Here is an 18360-nt window from a genome sequence, read left to right as displayed (position 1 = left end):
GCCGAATCGCCGAAGGAACCCCACGACAACTCGCCGTGACGTCGGCGCAGGCCACCCCGGAACCGCGACCCGGGGCTCACCACGACGGGCCGGGGCCGAGGACCACCCCTCGGGCCTAGTAGTTGCCCAGGCCGCCGCAGACGTTGAGCGCCTGGGCGGTCACCGCCCCGGCCCGCTCGCCGACCAGGTACTCGACCATGGCCGCCACCTCGTCCGACTCCACGTACCGGTGGATCGGCACGCGGGCGGTGATGCGGTCGAACGCCTCGTTGGTGTCGACCCCCCAGATCCCGGCGTAGTGCTCGCGCACCCGCGCGGCCATGGGGGTCTCGACGAACCCGGGGCACACGGCGTTCACGGTGATGCCGGTGGCGGCCAGCTCCAGCCCGAGCGCCTTGCTGAACCCGACCACCCCGTGCTTCGACGCCGAGTAGGGCGCGGCGTGCACCACGCCCTGCTTGCCCCCGGTCGAGGCGATGTTGACCACGCGGCCCCACTTGCGGTCCAGCATGGCGCCGGTGGTGAGCACCGCCTTTGTCATCAGGAACACGCTGTTGAGGTTGGTGTTGATGACGTCGAACCACAGCTCGTCGGGGATCTCGGCGGTGGCGCCGCCGCCGCTGCGCCCGGCGTTGTTGACCAGGACGTCGATCGGCCCGTACCGGTCGACGGCGGCGCGGACGAACCGCCCCACCTGCTCGGCGGAGGTCACGTCGCACGCGCTCCCCTCGACGTCGAGCCCCTGGTCCCGCAGGGTCTGCACCGTGGTGGCCAGCCGGTCCGCGTCCCGGGCGCAGAGGTAGACCCGCCTGCCCTGCTGGGCCAGCCGCTCGGCGATGACCAGACCCATCCCACTGGTGGCACCGGTGACGATCGCGACCTGCTGGTCGGTTCGGCTCATGGCTCTTCCCTTCGCGGTGGTGAACGCGGGTGACGGCACGACGGTGACCGGCGCCGCTCGGAGCCCGGTCGTGCCGGTCTTGGCCCGGGGGCGGGGTTCGAGCGCGCCGCTAGTCCGGTGCGCCACGGTGGCGGCTTCCGCACAGCACCGGGAGGAACCCATGACCACGACCGACACCGCCCGCGACCTGCACGGCGAGGTGGTGCACTTCCTCGCCAGGCAGACGCACCTGTTGGACGGCCGCGACTTCGATGGCTTCGCCGCGACCTTCACCGAGGACGGCGAGTTCAGCCACACGCCGGGGCAGTTGGCCACCACCAGGGCGGGCATCGTGGCGGAACTGGTCGAGTTCCACCGGCGCTTCGACGACGACCCGGTGGTCCGCAGGCACTGGTTCAACATGATCGTGCTCGACCCGGGGGAGGACGGTTCCTGGCGCGCGACCTACTACGCCTACACGGTCAACACCAGGCCGGGCGGCGACCAGAGCATCGGGCCCAGCTGCCTGGTGACCGACGTGCTGGTGCGGGTGGGGGACGGGTTGCTGACCAGGTCCAGGCACGTCCGGCAGGACCGGCTCCACTTCGACTGAGCCGTCGAATCGGGGCGCGGGGTCTCCGTCGGCGGCGGAGACCCCGCACCGTGGCTACGCGCTGTGCTCGGCGGCGAAGGCGGCGGCGTAGGACATGGTCGTCGCGCTGTTGCGGCCGAGGGCGTCCCGCACGAACACCTTGGCGTCGGCCACGGTCTTGCCCGACCCGAGCACGCCCCCGACCGCCTCGGGGTTGATGACCACCGTGTGCCGGGAGGTCACCAGCGCGCCCTCCGGCCCCTCGGTGAAGGTCCACAGGCCGCTGTGCCCGTGCAGCAGCTCCGGGGTGACGACCTGCTTGTACGCGATCCACTGCCCCGGACCGCACACCCGCACCGACCGGGTGGTGTGCCGGGAACCGTCCGCCGTCACCGTGTCCATCTCCAGGTCCTGGACGTCGGGGGCCGGTTCGGACAGCACCACCCTGGAAACGTGCGGCAGCCGCTCGGCCCACAGGTCCGCGCGCGCCACGAACTCGTAGGCGTCGGCCGCCGAACCGGACAGCTCCCGGGTGTCGGTGAACGAGAAGACGACGTCCTCGACCGGGTGACCGGACTGCGCGACACGGGCCAGCGCGGCGAGTTCGTCCGGGCTGTTGCGGTCCAGTGCCGCGGTGACCCAGGCGGTGGTCGCGGCGTCGTCGTCGGTCGTGGTGAAGTGGTGCAGCAGCACGACCTCGCACCGGTTCCCCGGCAGGGCGCGGAACAGCCACTCCCCGCCCATCGAGGCGATCGGCGGCGCGCTCACCTCGCGGGCGAAGGTCACCCGCAACCCGCCGGGGTCGAGCGTGCGCCGGGAGGTCCAGGTGCTGACGGCCCCGTTCACCGTGGCCCACAGCTCGAAGCGCTCCTCGCGCTCGGACCGGTCGAGGTGCCTCACGTGCACGCTCGGGCCGAACACGGCGGGCCAGGTGGTGACGTCGGCGACCAGGCCGTAGAGGACCCGCGGCGGCGCCGCGACGACCAGTCGGTGTTCGGTGTGGTGCTTGCGTTCGGTTCGCATCGGCGCTGTCGCCTCTTCCTCGGGTGCTGGGTGGACGGGTCGGCACTGCCCCCGGCAGATGCTCGGGGCTCCGGCTCGTGCTCCGCTGGTGCGCCCGTCGGCCCCGCACCGAGGCGGTGGGGCGGGCGGACCCCGCCCCACCGGCCGGTGCTCAGCGGTCGGCGGTCACCGAGAGCGAGTGGCGGAAGTGGTTCCCCGGGTCCCACTGGGCCTTGGCCCGCTGCAGCCGCGGGTAGTTCTGGCCGAAGTAGAAGGTGTGCCACGGCACGCCGGACCGGTTGAACCGCGGGTCGGTGATGTCGGGGTCGGGGGCGTTGATGTTGCAGCCCTCGTAGCGCTCGCCGGGCACGGGGTAACCGCCGGTGGACGCGAACACCTCACCGTAGAGCTCGCGCAGCCAGCCGAGGTTCGCCTCGTCCTCTGCCTCGGTGACCCAGTAGCTGGCCAGGAACGCGAGGTAGGCCGATCGCCGCTGGAACACGGCGTTGTCACCGGGGGCCATGGCGTTCATCCGCCCGCCCGCCATCGCCCCGAGCTGCAGCACCGCGGCCCCGGGGGCCGGGTTCGCGTAGTCCCGCCTGGTCATGTGCCGGTAGATGGCGCCGATCTGCTCGTCGGTGAAGGACTCGCGCAGGTACGCCTGCTTGACCCCGCCGCGCAGCGTCGCGTTGGTCATCACCGTGGGGTTGCTGGTGTCGATGGTCTCGGTGGAGGCCATCCACGGCAGCCGCCGGAACGGGAACGGGCCGGTGATCCCGGTGCCCGCCGTGACCGCTTCGAGGTAGTCCAGCAGCAGCTTCTCCGCGCCGGGGACCGTCGCGTCGACCTGGGTGAGCATCCCGATGCCCCCCGACGAGACGTGCTGGACGAACATCAGGCCGCAGAGCGCGGCACCGGGTGAGTCCGGGGCGCTGTTGTCGACGTACCACCGGCACTGGTTGCCGACCAGGGTGGTGAAGGTGGCCTGGTCGAGCTGCTCCCACGCGATGTACGCGGTGTTGATCAGCACCTCGGCGGGCGGCTGCGGGAGCTGCCGCGCCGGGTCGTTCCCGGTGGCCCCCGGGGTGCGGAACCAGAACTTCGTGATCACCCCGAAGCTGCCGCCGCCCCCGCCCGAGCAGGCCCACCACAGGTCCTTGAGCCTGCCGGTGTCCTGCCGCGAGGCGACGACGGTCCGCACGTCGCCGTGCCGGTCGACCACCACGACCTCGACGGCCTCGATCAGGTCGGCGACGTTGCCGAACTGGCGCGACAGCAGGCCGTGGCCGCCGCCGGTCGCGTGGCCGCCGATGCCGACCGTCGGGCACACCCCGCCGGGGAGCGTCACGCCCCAGCCGCGGAACAGCGTCTCGTAGATGTGGCCGAGCTGCGCGCCGCTCTCGATCGCGAACGCCCGGCGGCGCGGGTCGTAGCGGATCCCGTCCATCAGCGAGAGGTCGATGATGATCTCGGCCTCGGCGTGGTAGGTCAGGTCGGCGTAGCAGTGCCCGCCGCTGCGCAGCGAGATCCGCTTCCCGGTCCGCACCGCTTCCCGGACCGCTTCCTCGACCTGTTCGGCGCTGCCGACGAGTCGGACGCTTTCCGGCTTCGACCCCCACCGCCGGTTGAAGCCGACCACCAGTTCGGGATAACGCTGATCCCGGGGCGTCACCGTCACCGGTCCGAATGTGGACGAGCCCGCCGGAGCGGTCTTCGTGTCGTTCTCCATGTCCCCTGCATCTCCCTTGGTTGTGCTTTCCCCGCCGCGATACTCACACACGCGGATGGGGAGTTCTGGTGCTTTTCGGAAATCGTCGAGCCGGGACCCACCCGTCTCCCAGCGATCCGCGACCGAATCGGCGAAGACTCCGGATCCCGTCGGTACCGATCACACGCACGCGGCGGCGGGCCGGACGCGCGGAATGTGCCGAAGGCGCGGTGGCCACGAGCAGGGAGAAAGCGCATGACACGTTTCATCGACCTCAGCGTGACCACGATGGACACCCCCAGCGAGGCGACACCGGTCAAGGTCGACCTGCTGGACCACCGCGCGGCCGCGGCCGTCCTCGGGCTCCGGCCGGAGGACTTCCCGGGCGGGATGGCCATCTCCAACGAGACCGTCACCCTCACCACGCACACCGGCACCCACATGGACGCCCCGCTGCACTACGGACCGGAGAGCGGCGGGCGGCCCGCCAGGAGCATCGACCAGGTGCCGCTCGACTGGTGCCACGGCCCCGGGGTGCGCCTGGACCTGCGGCACGTGCCCGCCGGGGCGGGGATCACCGAGGCGCACCTGACCGCCGCGCTGGCCGCGGCCGGGCACGACCTCGCCGCGGGCGACCTGGTGCTGCTGTGGACCGGCGCGGACGCGCTCTGGGGGTCGGCCGACTACCTCACCGACTACCCCGGCCTCACCGGGGCGGGCACGGCGTTCCTGGTGGAGCGCGGGGTGCGGGTCATCGGCATCGACGCCTGGGGCCTGGACCGGCCGATGCGGTCCATGGTCGACGACTACCGCCGCACCGGGGACCGCGCCCACCTGTGGCCCGCGCACCTCTACGGCCGCACCAGGGAGTACCTGCAACTGGAGAAACTCGCCAACCTGGCGGACCTCCCCGCGCCGACGGGGTTCGCGGTCTCCTGCTTCCCGGTCTCCCTCGCGGGCGCGGGCGCGGGGTGGACCCGGGTGGTGGCGATGGTCTGACGCCCGGCGGCGCGTGCCTCGGGCGGGCGCGCGCCGCCGGGCGTCGGACCACCGCTCAGAGCGCCACCCGCGGTGGGGCGTGGCGGCCCGCGGTCGCCAGCAACTCGTGCTGCAGCAGTTGCAGCTCCGGGGCGGGCTCCACGCCCAGTTCCCGGTCGAGGATGCGCCAGAGGTTCCGGTAGGCCGCCAGCGCCTCCGCCCGCCTGCCGCACCGGTGCAGGGACCGGATGAGCTGGGCGTGCAGGCTCTCGTTGAGCGGGTTCTCGGCCACGAGCAGCCGGAGCCGGGGCACGACCTCGCGGTCCCGGCCGAGGCGCCTGCTCGCGGCCACCCACAGCTCGGTGGCGGAGAACTTGAACTCGGTGATGTAGGTGATGTGGGCGTCGAGCACCCGGCCGAGCGCCATGCCCGCGAGCACCGGCCCCTGCCAGAGGTCTACCGCCTGCTCGATGGACTCGATCGCCGCCTCCGGCTGCCCGGCGTGCAGCCGCTGCCGCGCCAGGCAGACCAGCCGCTCGAACACCTTGACGTCGATCGCCTCGTCGGCGACGTCCATCGCGTACCCGGACGGCCTGGTGAGCAGCAGACCGCGCCCCTCCGGGATCTCGGCGAACATCTTGCGGGCGTGGTAGACGTAGGTCTGCAGCGTGGTGAGCGCGCTGCGCGGGACGTTCTCCCCCCAGAGCTCCTCGATCAGCGTGTCCACGCCGACGGTCTCACCGTTCTGCACCAGCAGCACGGCGAGGATCTGGCTGATCTTCGACTTGGGCAGGAAGGACAGGTTCCCCTCTGCCGTTTCGATGGTGAATTGACCTAGCAGGTTGAATTTCAACGTGATCCCCCCGTTGGAACGCCTGCCCGGCGCGGGACCCTTCCCCGAATAGCCGCGCCACGCAGAAAATGCGTCACTGATGGACGTCGCCATTGCTTTCGGACACAATTCCCACTGTTGGGCGTGGATGCTCCCCCGTTGAGCTGTGCTCACATTTCCAGGCGCCATCGGCCGGAAAATGCAAAAATGTCACGCGGCAACAGTTCGAGACTTCCCCATCGAGGGTAGGAGGAGCACTTCGTCCGTGCAATGTAATGTTTTGTGACATAGGTCACATCAATTCACCCATTGTGGAGGTATTTCCGCCAGGGTTCACCCCGGTGGGAAAATCCGCTCTTCTTTCGGGCAGGTCCAACCGCTCGAACGGCCAGTTCTGGCCACCGGGCGGAACTGCCAGGCTGGGTGGGGGGAACACCCGAGCCGCCGGTCGGACCGACGGCCCCAGCAGATCAGCAGCACGAAGGGAAACCACATGACCGCCAAGACGGTCTCGGTCGTCGTCGCCTTCCACAGCGGCTTCGGGCACACGACCAGGATGGCCGAGGCGACCTGCGACGGCGCGGCCTCCGTCGACGGTGTCGTCGCGGAGCTGCTCGCGCTCGACGAGCTGACCGACGACGCGTGGGCGCGGCTGGACGCGGCGGACGCCATCGTCTTCGGCTCACCCACCTACATGGGTTCGGCGAGCCCGGAGTTCCACGCCTTCGCGCACGCCTCCAGCAAGCGCTGGTTCGCGCAGGTGTGGAAGGACAAGGTCGCCGCGGGCTTCACCACGTCCGGGTCGATGAGCGGCGACAAGCTGAACACGCTCCAGTACTTCGCCATCCTGGCCGCCCAGCACGGGATGCACTGGGTGAACCTCGACCTGCTGCCCGGCAAGACCGAGTCCGAGCTGAACCGGCTCGGGGGCTGGTTGGGCGCCATGGGGCGGTGCCCGACGGACCAGGGGCCGGAGGCCATGAACGAGGCGGACCTGCTCACCGCGGCCCACCTCGGCAGGCGGGTCGCCGACCACGCGCTGCTGCTGAGCCGGGCCCGGCTCTCGATCTGACCGGGTGACCCGGGCGCACCCGACGCGGTCGGGCACGGGGGGTGTGCCCGGGACGGGTGACCCGGGCACACCCGCGGGGTCCCGGTGGTGGGTGGATCAGGCCGGTGGTGGGTGGGTCAGGGGAGTGGGGGGTGCAGCGCACGGCGCAGGGCGTCGACCTGGTCGGCGATCATCCGCCGCGAGGACGCGGCGTGGGCGAGGCCGATCGAACCGTGGAACGTGCCGGGGTAGTGCACCAGTTCGGTCCGCACGCCACTGGCGGTCAACCGGTGGCCGTAGTGGGTGCCCTCGTCGCGCAGCGGGTCGTACTCGCACACCCCGACGAAGGCGGGCGGGAGCCCGGACAGGTCCGCCACGCGGGCGGGTGCGGCGTAGTCGGAGGCCGCCGCGCCGCCGAGGTAGTGCCCCCAGCTCAGCTCCAGGCACCGGCGGTCCAGCATCGGTGTGTCCACGAAGGAACGCGCCGACGGGGTGACCAGCCGGTCGTCCAACTGGGGGAACAGCAGGTACTGGAAGCACACCCGGGGGCCGGTCCGGTCCCGGGCGAGCAGGGCGAGCCCCGCCGCCAGCGCCCCGCCCGCGCTGAAACCGGCCACCGCGATCCGGTCGGCGTCGACCCCCAGCGCGGCGGCCTCCGCCGCCGTCCACTCCAGCGCCGCGTAGCAGTCCTCCAGCCCGGCCGGGTACGGGTGTTCCGGCGCCAGGCGGTAGTCGGGCGAGACCACGACCGCGCCGACGAGGTCGGCGATCCGGGTGGCCGCGGTGTCGGCCGTGTCCAGGTCGCCGGTCACGAACCCGCCCCAGTGCGGGAAGACCAGCGCGGGCAGCGGGCCGGGCCGGTCCGCCGGGCGGTAGAGCCGCACCACCACCCCGGGGCCGCCCGCCCGCCCCGGGATGGTCCGGTCCCGCACCAGCACCCCCGACACCGGTTCGTGGCCCGGCTGGCGGGACATGACCGCGCGGAGGGCGGCCCGCGCCGAGACGGGGTCGGCGTAGTCGAGTGGTCGCAGCCGCGGTGCGGCGTCCGCCAGGTCCGGGTCGAACTCGTAGCTCATCGCCACTCCCCGGTCGCCCGTCGCCAGGTCAGCAGCCGCCTGCGCGGCGGCCCCGCGCCCGGCGGTGTCCGGCCGGACAGGGTGAGCAGGTCGCCGTCGAGCGCGAGGTCGCGCACCTGGCGGGTGCCCACCAGGTAGTCGTGCGACGCCACCTCGACCTGGTGGACGACCTGCCTGCCCACCAGCCACCAGGTGCCCGCGTACCCCATGAAGCGCGTCCCCGGCCTGTCCTCGGCCGGTGGGTCGGGGTCGGTCCGCATCATGCTCACCGACACCCGGCCGCAGCCGGTGTAGATCAGCAGACCCGCGGGAGCGGGACCGAGCGGGCCCTCGCCGACCGCGCCGTCGGTCACGTCGACGTAGGCGTCGAGCCGCCAGGCCCCGGCCAGCGCGGCGGCGGGTACCGAGTCGGTCGTCATCGCCGTCACCGCGGGGACGGCCGGTGCGCGACCACGAGCCGGTCCATCCGCAGGGAGGCCCCCTGCCCGAACAGGCGGCTCGTCTCCAGGCTGCGGTCGTCGGCGAAGGTCAGCGGGTTCGGCGGGCCGGTCACCGGGTCGTAGTAGTAGTCGGTGGCGGTGCTCAGCCGCACCAGGCCGGTGCCGGGGCGGCCGGGTGCGGCCCCGTCGAGGAAGTTGAACAGCCCCATCCCGACCGCGAGCTGCTCCGGTCGGACCGCCTGCTCGACGCCGCCGTGGTCCTGCACCAGGTGGCGGCGCTGCGCGGGGGGCAGGTGGTGGCCGATCCGGTCGAGCCGGAAGACCTCCCTGCCCTCCAGGAACCAGCGGACCAGGCCGCACGAGCGGTCGTAGGAGATCTTGAGGCGGTGCGTCCGGCCCGGCGAACGGCGCGCGACCGGGATCGCGTAGAGGAAGGACGCGTAGTTGCCCAGCGCGGTCCGGCTGTTGGGCAGCCGCTCGTAGTAGACGTAGACGGTCTTGTTGGTGAGGGCGAACTCGAAGGCGACGTCCGTGGCCAGGTCTTGCAGGAGCAGGGCCGCCGAAGCCAGCCGGGGGTCGTCCTCGGCGTCGGGCACCCGGGCGCCGAAGGGGTGCCCGGCGACGCCGTGGGTCCGGCCCGAGAAACCGGTCTCGCAGGACAGCTCGTACCCGGGTGCGGTGTCGAAGCCGAGCGTCCCGCCCGAGGACGTCCTGTTGGTGTAGACCATCCACTTCACGTGGTCGAGCGTCCCCGGGAAACCACCGGGGTCGTCCTGGGCCACCGTGGCGGTGAAGGCGGGCTCACCGGTCGTCGGGTTGGTCCCCCGGGAGGAGACGCGCAGTCCGCGTGCGGACGTGGTGATGGTGCCGTCCCGGCCGGTGGTGGGGCCGAACGGCAGGTGCGCCCACTTCGCCCCCGGGCCCTCGGTGCGCAGGCCGTCCGAGAAGTCGTCCCAGACGATCCGGAACGGCGTGGCCGGGGTGCCCGCCCGCGCGGTGGTGGCCAGTGCGGGCACCAGGCCCAGGCCGAGCGCGGCGGGGATGCCCAGCATGGCGGTACGCCGGTTCATCGTCATGGCAGATCCGTCTCCGATCCTGTTGGTGGGGGACTCCGGTGCCGGGGGCGCCGCTACACCCGGATCACCTGGTGCGCGTAGGCGGTCGACGCGGATTCGACCTGCAGGCCCTGGTGGCCCGCCAGCGAGTTGACGTCGCGCCAGAACCGCTGGACCGGGTTGGCCGAGTTCTGCCCGGTGGTGCCCACGGCGCGGAACAGCCGGTTCACCACCGCCACCAGCGACTCGGTGGCCACCGCGCAGTCGCGCCAGGTGCGCATGGTGTCCGGGACGGTGATCGCGGGCCCGCGGTCCGCGGTGACCGCGGCCCGTTCCAGCAGCAGCTCGGCGGCGTCGATCTCGGCCGCGCTGCGGGTCAGGACCACGTCGTGGACGGCCCGGTTGAACGTCGGCATCCCCGGCAGGGCGGGCGCCGGTGCCGCCGCCGCGGCCCGGATCCTCGGGGTCACGTGGTCCACCCAGGACTTCAGCGCGCCCTTGGCGGCACCGAGCGCGGGGACCGCGAACATCATCGTGGTGGACTGCATCGGCACCGCGTGGCACGGGGCGTCGGAGTCGGTCGCGCGACCGGCGAACAGGTCGTCGCGGCTGACGGTGCGCGCCGCCGGGACGAAGACGTCCTCGACGGACACCGTGTTGCTGCCGGTGGCGGCCATGCCGACGTTCGTCCAGGTGTCCGCGGTGCGCCAGGCCGAGCGCGGCACGGCGAAGACCCTGGCGTGGCCGTCGTCCACCGTCGAGGCCAGCAGCGCCCACTCCGCGTGGTCGATGGCGCTGACGAACGGCCACTTGCCGGTCACCCGGTAGCCGCCGGGCGCGATCTCGGCGCGACCGGCCGGGGTCAGCGACGCGACGAGCAGCGCGTCGGGGCCGTCCGCCCAGACCTCGCGGTAGCCCTCGGCGGGCAGGTGCGCCGCCATCCGCGACACGTGCGCGGCCAGCGACGCGCACCACGCGGTGGCGGTGCAGCCCTCGCCGACCGCGCTCACCGCCCGGTTCAACTCCAGGAAGGTGCCCGGGTCCCCGCCGCACTCCGCGGGCACGAAGTGCCGGGGGAACCCGGCCGCGACCAACGACTTGACCACCTCGGGGTCGAGCCTGCGCTGGGCCTCCGCGCCGGGGGCGCACCGCGCCGCCACGACCGCCACCTCCCCGGCCGCGGTGAGCAGGGGGGTCGGCGTCGATTCCAGGTCCATCCGGTTCGCTCCTCGGCTGGCGGGTTCGGCTCGGGGGAGCCGCGGCACGGCCGGTTCCGTCCCGGCCCGCCCCCGGAGGCTCACCGCCGCCGCTCGGGTCCCGCTGGGCTTTCGCTGGGGCGCACCGGATCGACCACACCGGACCAACCGCGGCCCGAGCGTCCCACTAGCACCCGTGGCGACGCTGGCGACCGCCTTGGAAAGGGGTCACGCCAATGATCGGACCAACAGCTCAATCACCGCCGGGCGGTGTCCGGTGAACCGCCGGGTGGTGATCACCGGGATCGGGGTGCGCACACCGGGTGCCAACGGGACGAAGGAATTCCTCGACCTGTTGACCGCGGGCCGCACCGCCACGCGCCGGATCTCCTTCTTCGAGCCGTCGGCCTACCGGTCCCGGGTCGCGGGGGAGGTGGACTTCGCCCCGGAGCACGAGGGGCTGTCCCCGCTGGAGGTCCGCCGGATGGACCGGGCCGCGCAACTCGCGGTCGTGTGCGCCAGGGAGGCGGTGACCGACAGCGGCCTGCAGTTCGAGGACTCCGACCCCACCAGGGTGGGGGTCAGCCTCGGCAGCGCGGTCGCCTCGGCGACCAGCCTCGAACAGGAGTACCTGGTGCTGTCCGACAGCGGCCGGAACTGGCTGGTCGACCACACCAACCTGTCCCCGCACATGTTCGACTACCTGGTCCCGAGCGCCATGCCCGCCGAGGTGGCCTGGACCGTCGGTGCGGAGGGCCCGGTGACCATGGTGTCCAACGGGTGCACCTCGGGCATCGACTCGGTGGGCCACGGTTGCCAGCTCATCCGCGAGGGCAGCGCCGACGTGGTGCTGGCCGGGGCCTCGGACACGCCGATCACCCCGATCGTGGTCGCCTGCTTCGACGCGATCAAGGCGACCACGCCGAACAACGACGACCCCGAGCACGCCTCGCGGCCGTTCGACCGGACCCGCACCGGGTTCGTCCTCGCCGAGGGCGCCGCCGTGTTCGTGCTGGAGGAGTACGAGCGCGCCAAGCGGCGCGGCGCGCGCGTCTACGCCGAGATCTCCGGCTACGCGACGCGGTGCAACGCCTACCACATGACCGGGTTGAAGACCGACGGCCGCGAACTCGCCGAGGCGGTGACGGTGGCGCTCGACGAGGCCAGGATCGACCCGACGGCGATCGACTACATCAACGCGCACGGGTCCGGCACCAAGCAGAACGACCGCCACGAGACCGCGGCGTACAAGCGCAGCCTGGGCGAGCACGCCCGGCGCACGCCGATCAGCTCGATCAAGTCCATGGTCGGGCACTCGCTCGGTGCGATCGGCTCGATCGAGATCGCCGCCTGCGCCCTGGCCATGGTGAACGACGTGGTGCCGCCGACGGCGAACCTGCGCGTGCCGGACCCGGAGTGCGACCTCGACTACGTCCCGCTGACCGCCCGGCAGAAGAGGCTGGACAGCGTGCTCACCGTCGGCAGCGGCTTCGGCGGCTTCCAGAGCGCGATGGTCCTGCGCCGGACCGGGGGGCCCAGGTGAGCGAGGGGGTCTACGTCACCGGGATCGGCCTGCTGGCCCCGAACGGTGCCGGGCTGGAGCAGCACTGGGCGGCGACGCTGGCGGGCCGCACCGGGATCGCCACCCTGTCGCGGTTCGACGTCTCGCGGTACCCGGTCCGGCTGGCCGGTCAGGTCGACGACTTCGACGCGGCGCAGCACCTGCCGAGCAGGCTGCTGCCGCAGACCGACATCTCCACCCAGCTCGCGCTGGTGGCCGCGGACTGGGCGCTGGCGGACGCGGAGATCGACGAGGGGTTCTTCGCCGACTACGACACGGGCGTGGTCACCTCCAACGCCTCCGGTGGTTTCGAGTTCACCCACCGGGAGTTCCGGAAGCTGTGGACCAGGGGCGCCGCCGCGGTGAGCGTCTACGAGTCCTTCGCCTGGTTCTACGCGGTGAACACGGGGCAGATCTCCATCCGCAACCGGTTCCGCGGACCTAGTTCCGCGCTGGTCGCCGAGCAGGCGGGCGGGCTCGACGCCATCGGCCACGCCCGACGGACCATCCGGCGGGGCACCCCGATGGTGGTCACCGGGGGTGTCGACTCGGCTCTGGACCCGTGGGGCTGGGTGGCGCAGATCGCCAGTGGGCGGCTCAGCACCGCGACCGACGCGCACCGCGCCTACCGCCCCTTCGACGTCGACGCCTGCGGGTACGTCCCCGGGGAGGGCGGGGCGATCCTGGTCCTGGAGACCGCGTCCGCCGCGGAGGCCAGGGGAGCGCGGCAGGTCTACGGCGAGATCGCGGGCTACGCCACGACGTTCGACCCGCCGCCCGGTTCACCGCGACCGCCGGGTCTGCGCCGGGCGGCGGAGTCGGCGCTCGCCGACGCGGGCCTGACCCCGGACCAGGTCGACGTGGTGTTCGCCGACGCCTCCGGGGTGCCCGAGCTGGACCGGGCCGAGGCCGCCGCCATCAGCGCGGTGTTCGGGCCGTTCGCGGTGCCCGTCACCGCGCCGAAGGCGCTGACCGGCCGGATGTACTCCGGTGGCGGCCCGGTCGACGTCGCCGACGCCCTGCTGTCCATCCGGGACGGCGTGATCCCACCGACGCCCGGCACCGCCGAGGTGCCGGAGGACTACCGGATCGACCTGGTGCGCGGGGTTCCCCGCCACCGCGAGGTGACCACCGCCCTGGTGCTGGCCAGGGGCAGGTGGGGGTTCAACTCCGCCGTCGTCGTCCGCGCGGTGACCGGGCCGCGCGCCGCGGCACCGCGGAGACCGCAACAACAACGGGAGCGAACATGAGCAGGATGACCATCGACGACCTCCGCCGCGTGCTGGCCGAGTGCGCGGGCGAGGCCGACGGCGAGGCGCTGACCGCCGACCGCCAGGACCGGGACTTCGAGGAGTTCGGCTACGACTCCCTCGCGCTGATGGAGACCGCGGCCAGGATCGAGGCGGAGTACGGGGTGCGGGTCCCCGAGGAGCGCATGGCCGAACTGCGCACCCCGCGCGAGGTGCTCGACCTGGTCAACGACGCCCTCGTGCGGACGAGCTGACCGGGCGGGCAGGCCATGGCCGACGACTTCAAGGACGTGCTCGCCCGGCTCCCCGCCGGGGTCGCCATCGTCACGACCCGCGACGAGCACGGCACCCCGCACGGCATGACCGTCAGCTCCTTCTGCTCGGTCTCGCTCACCCCGCCGCTGGTCCTGGTGTGCCTGGCCAGGTCGTCGAGGTGCTTCCCCGTCTTCGCCCGCGCGGAGCGGTTCGCGGTCAGCATCCTGCGCGCGGAGCAGACCGACCTCGCCCGCCGGTTCGCCACCAGGCTGGCCGACAAGTTCGCGGCGGGCGGTTTCGCGCCCGCCGACGACCGGGCGCCGATCGTCGAGGACGCGCTGGGCGCCGTCGAGTGCCGGATCCACCAGCGGCACGACGCGGGGGACCACGTGATCGTCGTCGGGGAGGTCGTCGACCAGGTGCTGGCCGCCGCGGGCCCGCCCGCGATCTACTTCGACCGCCGGTTCGCCACGCTCGACCCGGCTCCGGTCGCGGTGGGAGGTGAAGCCCGTGGCACGGGCTAGTTTCCCCGACCTCGACGAGGACGCCCTGCGCGAACACCTGGCGGACGCGGAGATCCCGGCGCTGGTGATGACCGTCGCCCACCTGACCGGGGACGTGTCGCTGCTGGGCGAACTCCCGCGGAGTCCGGGTTGGCTGTTCGCGCCGCAGGGTGGTCTGACACCGGAGCAACAGGAATCGCTGCGGGAGAGGGCGTTCCTGGCGCTGCGCGGGCTCCGCGGGCGGGAGGTGCGGCCCCCTGGCGACGACCTGTTGCGCGCGATCACCACGTGGGCCATGGGGTCCGACACCGCGGAACTGCTGCCGCTGCTCGCCGAGGGGTTCGCGCTCCCCGGTGAGGACCCGCGGGCACCCCGCTGGAACTTCACCGAGCTCTCGCCGCCGGAGGGCTTCCGCGTCGTCGTCATCGGTGCCGGTTTCAGCGGGCTGCTCGCGGCCCGCCGCCTCGCCGAGGCCGGGGTGCCCTTCGTGGTCTACGAGAAGAACACCGACCTCGGCGGGACGTGGTTCGAGAACACCTACCCCGGCTGCCGCACCGACGTGGCCAGCCACCTCTACGACTACTCGTTCGCCCCGAGGGCCGACTGGCCCGACCACTTCAGCACCCGCGACGACGTGCTGGACTACCTCCGGGCCTTCGCGGAGGAGTCCGGCGTCGTCGAGCACATCCGGTTCGGCGTCGAGGTGGGCACGATGCGCTGGGACGACCGGGACTCGCTGTGGCACCTGGGCACGAGCGGGCCCGACGGGGAGCGGGCGGTCACCTGCAACGCCGTCATCAGCGCGGTGGGGCAGCTCAACCGGCCGAGCACCCCGGACATCCCCGGCCGCGACGCGTTCGCCGGGGCCGCGTTCCACTCGGCGGCCTGGGACCACTCGGTCGACCTGGCGGGCAGGCGCGTCGCCGTGGTCGGGACCGGGGCGAGCGCGTACCAGTTCATCCCGGAGATCGCCGGGGTGGCGGCCGAGGTGGTCGTCTTCCAGCGCACCCCGCCGTGGTTGCGCCCGACCCCGCACTACCACGACCCGGTGCCCGCGGGCGCGCACTGGCTGCACCGCCACCTGCCCCACTACAGCCGGTGGCACCGGTTCTGGCTCTTCGCCCCCGGGCTGCGGGGGATCCTGGAGGGGTGGGTCGTCGACCCGGACCACCCGCCGACGGAGCGCGCGGTCTCGGCGCTGAACGAGGACCTGCGGGCGAGCCTGGCCGCGGCCATGGAGGCGCAGCTCGCCGACGCGCCGGAACTGCGGGGTGCCGTGATCCCGCGGTACCCGGTCGGCGCGAAGCGCGTCCTCCGGGACAACGGCCGCTGGATCGCCACGCTGAAGCGGGACGACGTGCGGCTGGTGACCGAGCCCATCGAGCGGATCACCCCCACCGGGGTGGTCGCGGGCGGCGCGGCCGTCGACGTCGACGTGCTGATCTTCGCCACCGGGTTCCGGGCGTCGCACTTCCTGGCCCCGATGGTGGTGACCGGCCGGGCGGGCGCCGACCTGCACGCGACCTGGAACGGTGAACCGCGCGCCTACCTCGGCATCGCGGTGCCGGACTTCCCCAACCTGTTCTGCCTCTACGGGCCCAACACCAACCTGGTCGGGCAGGGCGGCAGCATCGTCTACTTCTCCGAGTGCGCCACGTCGTACGTCCTCGACGCGATCCGGTTGCTGCTCGACAGCGGCAAGAGCGCGCTGCAGGTGCGCCGCGACGTCCACGACCGCTACAACGAGTGGATCGACTCGGGCAACCGGAACCGCGCGTGGGGCTGGTCGAAGGTCGGCGGTTGGTACAACCAGGGCGGGCGTTCCGCGGTGAACTGGCCCTATTCCGCGCAGGAGTACTGGCAGCGCACCCGCGTGGTGGATCCGGAGGACTACGAGATGCTGTGACCGGGGGAGTTCACCGTTCCCGCTCCGGGCGGACGAGGAAGTCGACGCGTCGCGATCGGGTGTTCTTCCCACCACGCAAGGGTTTTGGGCGGGGAGACCCGGTTTTCCTGCGCCCGGACCGGACCACTTCCAGTAGTGTGGATCGTGCTCTGCCCGCCTGAACGAGGAGTTGCCACATGCCGTCCGATGCGTTGGCGGAGAACAAGAAGCTCGTCGCGGACTACGTCGAGTCGTTCTACAACCGGAAGGATTTCGACAACGCCAAGCTGCTGCTCGCCGAGGACTTCGCCAACCACCACCACGGGGTCGGCACCGGTCGGGAGCGGACGGTGGAGACGTTCCGGGAGATGGTGGCGGACCGGTTCCCCGAGTTCTCGCTGACGATCCTGCGCACGGTCGCGGAGGGCGACCTGGTGTGGACGCACGGGGTCGTCCGCATCGCGCCCGGTGTACCGCCCTCGATCGTGGTGGACATCTGGCGGGTCCGGGACGGCCTGCTGGCGGAGCACTGGGACGTGGGGCAGTCGGTTCCCGACGGCGCCACCCTCGACGAACTGGTGTAGAAACCGGGCGGCGCGGGGTCGGCGGGGCCCGCTGACCCGGCCGACCCCGCTCGGCCGCCGGTCCGCCGTCGCGTCGGACGAGGCCGAGCCGGGGTGCCGGGGCGGGGGCGTGCTCAGGACGTGGAGCGGCTCGGCGCGGACCACGCGGCCTGCACCGGCAGGTTCGGCTGGCCCACCAGCCAGGGTTCGACGGGGAAGCCCGCGGCCCTGGCGACCGCGGCGGCCTCGCCGCGGGAGTCGACGCCGAGCTTCTTGAGGATCTTCGCCACGTGGAACTTCACCGTGTGCTCGCTGATGTGCAGGTGCTCGGCGATCACCCGGTTGCGGTGGCCGTTGACCAGGTGCTCCAGCACGTCCAGCTCCCGCGGGTTGAGCACGGTGAGGGGCTGCTCGCCCCGCGACAGGCCGGGGGCGGCCAGCGGGAGCCGCATGGTCACGATCGTGCCCCACTCCGGGACCGAGTCGAGGTGCAGGCTGCCGTTGTGCGCCACCACCCGGTCGGTGAGGCGGTGCACCGCCAGCGCCTCCGCGGCCAGCGCGCCGGGGCCGTCGTCGCGCACCGTGCAGAGCAGCCCGGTGTCGTCGACCTCCCAGCCGACCCGGATCCGGCTGACGCCCCCCTGCTCCAGCATGGTCAGCACGGTGCCGCGGATGACCGCGCGGGCGGTGCGGGCGATGTCGGCGGGGATCAACCGGTTCCGGCCGTCCACCGGTGAGAAGTCCAGCGCCACGTCCCCGTAGCGCGACAGCAGGCCCAGCATGTCCGAGAGCCTGCCGTAGGCGTCGCCGATCGTCTCCTCGTGCGGCGCCGGGTCGTCGTCGTCGGTCGCCCGCAGTTCGACCATCGCCGAGGCCAGGAGGTCGATGGCCGTCCGGCGCGCGGTCCGGTCGTCGAGGGCGCGGCTGCGCAGCACACCCAGCAGGGCCATCAGGGTGGCGGCGTGCGCGTCGGTGAGGCCCGCGATGACCCTGGCCCGCTCGCTGTTGGCGATCCACGGCGTGGTGACCGGCACCGCCGCGGGCAGCAGGTCGAGGATGCGCCCGGCGACCAGCTCCCACAGCTCCTGCACCACCGCGAGGGCGGCGGCCGGGTGGTCGCCGTCGCCGGTGGTGAGCACGGCCAGCAGCGCTCCGGCGGACCCCGGCGGTGCCGCGGCCAGCGCGAGGACGGGCCGGGGGGAACCCGCGAGCGTGGCCTCGCCGACCCAGGGGGTGCCGACGTCGACGAGGGTGGAGAGCCGGGTCATCTCGACGGTGGTCACCTCGTTGACCAGCGCGGCGTCCCCGTGCGCCCACATCGGTGTCTTGGGGCAGTCGCCGGAGAGCATCACCAGGGCGGTGTGCGGGAGGAAGTCCGCGATGACCTCGGACAGGGTCCCCAGGACCTGCCGCAGCGGCGCCCGCATCACTTCCTTCGCCGCGACCAGGACCCGTCGCGGCTCCGCCCATCCCCCTGCTGTCATGCGCCCATGCTAGTTACTCGCGGCGCACCGCTCATCACTCTTCCGGCTA

At 72.7% G+C, this 18360-nt stretch carries 18 protein-coding genes; 9 read left to right on the top strand and 9 right to left on the bottom strand.

The features are described from left to right. Window positions 1–115: 115 nt before the first annotated feature. Complete coding sequence (locus L6E12_RS12350; RefSeq protein ID WP_236228036.1) at window positions 116–901, bottom strand: SDR family NAD(P)-dependent oxidoreductase; 786 nt, start codon at window positions 899–901, stop codon at window positions 116–118. 160 nt (window positions 902–1061) lie between these two features. Between L6E12_RS12350 and L6E12_RS12345 the strand changes: the two genes are divergently transcribed. Beyond that, window positions 1062–1493 (top strand): nuclear transport factor 2 family protein, encoded by a 432-nt coding sequence (locus L6E12_RS12345; RefSeq protein ID WP_236228035.1) that lies wholly within the window; start codon window positions 1062–1064, stop codon window positions 1491–1493. Between the two features lie 54 nt (window positions 1494–1547). On the opposite strand, the gene L6E12_RS12340 is transcribed toward L6E12_RS12345, so the two are convergent. Then, window positions 1548–2495, bottom strand: coding sequence for an aromatase/cyclase (locus L6E12_RS12340; protein ID WP_236228034.1), 948 nt, complete (start codon window positions 2493–2495; stop codon window positions 1548–1550). Window positions 2496–2646: 151 nt separating this feature from the next. Beyond that, window positions 2647–4203 (bottom strand): FAD-dependent oxidoreductase, encoded by a 1557-nt coding sequence (locus L6E12_RS12335; protein ID WP_236228033.1) that lies wholly within the window; start codon window positions 4201–4203, stop codon window positions 2647–2649. 234 nt (window positions 4204–4437) lie between these two features. Between L6E12_RS12335 and L6E12_RS12330 the strand changes: the two genes are divergently transcribed. Then, the gene (locus L6E12_RS12330; RefSeq protein WP_236228032.1) at window positions 4438–5181 is read left to right on the top strand and encodes a cyclase family protein; all 744 of its coding nucleotides are present in this window, start codon (window positions 4438–4440) and stop codon (window positions 5179–5181) included. A 55-nt stretch (window positions 5182–5236) separates the two neighbouring features. Here the strand turns inward: L6E12_RS12330 and L6E12_RS12325 are convergent, their stop codons facing one another. Then, window positions 5237–6013, bottom strand: a complete 777-nt coding sequence (locus tag L6E12_RS12325; RefSeq protein ID WP_236228031.1) for an AfsR/SARP family transcriptional regulator — start codon at window positions 6011–6013, stop codon at window positions 5237–5239. Between the two features lie 472 nt (window positions 6014–6485). Between L6E12_RS12325 and L6E12_RS12320 the strand changes: the two genes are divergently transcribed. Beyond that, on the top strand, window positions 6486–7064 hold the full coding sequence (locus tag L6E12_RS12320; RefSeq protein ID WP_236228030.1) for a flavodoxin family protein: 579 nt from the start codon (window positions 6486–6488) through the stop codon (window positions 7062–7064). Window positions 7065–7180: 116 nt separating this feature from the next. Here the strand turns inward: L6E12_RS12320 and L6E12_RS12315 are convergent, their stop codons facing one another. From L6E12_RS12315 to L6E12_RS12300, 4 genes are read right to left on the bottom strand one after another with little or no spacing between them, the layout of a single operon-like run. Beyond that, on the bottom strand, window positions 7181–8119 hold the full coding sequence (locus L6E12_RS12315; RefSeq protein ID WP_236228029.1) for an alpha/beta hydrolase: 939 nt from the start codon (window positions 8117–8119) through the stop codon (window positions 7181–7183). Beyond that, window positions 8116–8538 (bottom strand): lipocalin-like domain-containing protein, encoded by a 423-nt coding sequence (locus L6E12_RS12310; protein WP_236228028.1) that lies wholly within the window; start codon window positions 8536–8538, stop codon window positions 8116–8118. Before L6E12_RS12310 ends, L6E12_RS12315 begins: the two co-directional genes overlap by 4 nt. 5 nt (window positions 8539–8543) lie before the next feature. After that, the gene (locus L6E12_RS12305; protein ID WP_236228027.1) at window positions 8544–9629 is read right to left on the bottom strand and encodes a DUF6081 family protein; all 1086 of its coding nucleotides are present in this window, start codon (window positions 9627–9629) and stop codon (window positions 8544–8546) included. Window positions 9630–9688: 59 nt separating this feature from the next. Then, window positions 9689–10831, bottom strand: coding sequence for an acyl-CoA dehydrogenase family protein (locus tag L6E12_RS12300; protein WP_236228026.1), 1143 nt, complete (start codon window positions 10829–10831; stop codon window positions 9689–9691). A gap of 256 nt (window positions 10832–11087) precedes the next feature. Here L6E12_RS12300 and L6E12_RS12295 point away from each other — a divergent pair, with 256 nt between their 5' ends. The 6 genes from L6E12_RS12295 to L6E12_RS12270 all read left to right on the top strand — a co-directional run bounded on the left by L6E12_RS12295 (window position 11088) and on the right by L6E12_RS12270 (window position 16848). After that, entirely contained in the window at window positions 11088–12353 is a 1266-nt protein-coding gene (locus L6E12_RS12295) for a beta-ketoacyl synthase (protein WP_236228025.1), read from the top strand. Then, window positions 12350–13621, top strand: a complete 1272-nt coding sequence (locus L6E12_RS12290) for a ketosynthase chain-length factor (RefSeq protein ID WP_236228024.1) — start codon at window positions 12350–12352, stop codon at window positions 13619–13621. The genes L6E12_RS12295 and L6E12_RS12290 overlap by 4 nt, the downstream gene beginning before the upstream one ends. Next, a complete protein-coding gene (locus L6E12_RS12285; RefSeq protein ID WP_236228023.1) occupies window positions 13618–13875 on the top strand; it encodes an acyl carrier protein in 258 nt (85 codons plus the stop codon). The genes L6E12_RS12290 and L6E12_RS12285 overlap by 4 nt, the downstream gene beginning before the upstream one ends. 15 nt (window positions 13876–13890) lie before the next feature. Beyond that, window positions 13891–14400: a flavin reductase family protein gene (locus tag L6E12_RS12280; RefSeq protein WP_236228022.1), complete on the top strand. Its 510-nt coding sequence runs from the start codon at window positions 13891–13893 to the stop codon at window positions 14398–14400. Beyond that, the gene (locus L6E12_RS12275; protein WP_236228021.1) at window positions 14387–16285 is read left to right on the top strand and encodes an NAD(P)/FAD-dependent oxidoreductase; all 1899 of its coding nucleotides are present in this window, start codon (window positions 14387–14389) and stop codon (window positions 16283–16285) included. The genes L6E12_RS12280 and L6E12_RS12275 overlap by 14 nt, the downstream gene beginning before the upstream one ends. Window positions 16286–16461: 176 nt before the next feature. Continuing rightward, complete coding sequence (locus tag L6E12_RS12270; protein ID WP_236228020.1) at window positions 16462–16848, top strand: nuclear transport factor 2 family protein; 387 nt, start codon at window positions 16462–16464, stop codon at window positions 16846–16848. A 113-nt stretch (window positions 16849–16961) separates the two neighbouring features. On the opposite strand, the gene L6E12_RS12265 is transcribed toward L6E12_RS12270, so the two are convergent. Further along, a complete protein-coding gene (locus L6E12_RS12265) occupies window positions 16962–18311 on the bottom strand; it encodes a response regulator transcription factor family protein (protein WP_236228019.1) in 1350 nt (449 codons plus the stop codon). Between the last annotated feature and the right edge of the window lie 49 nt (window positions 18312–18360).

The organism is Actinokineospora sp. PR83 (assembly GCF_021056305.1).
Classification (GTDB): Bacteria; Actinomycetota; Actinomycetes; order Mycobacteriales; family Pseudonocardiaceae; genus Actinokineospora; species Actinokineospora spheciospongiae.
The sequence above is the reverse complement of the archived record's forward strand: the minus strand, read 5'-3'. Positions and strand labels throughout refer to the sequence as shown.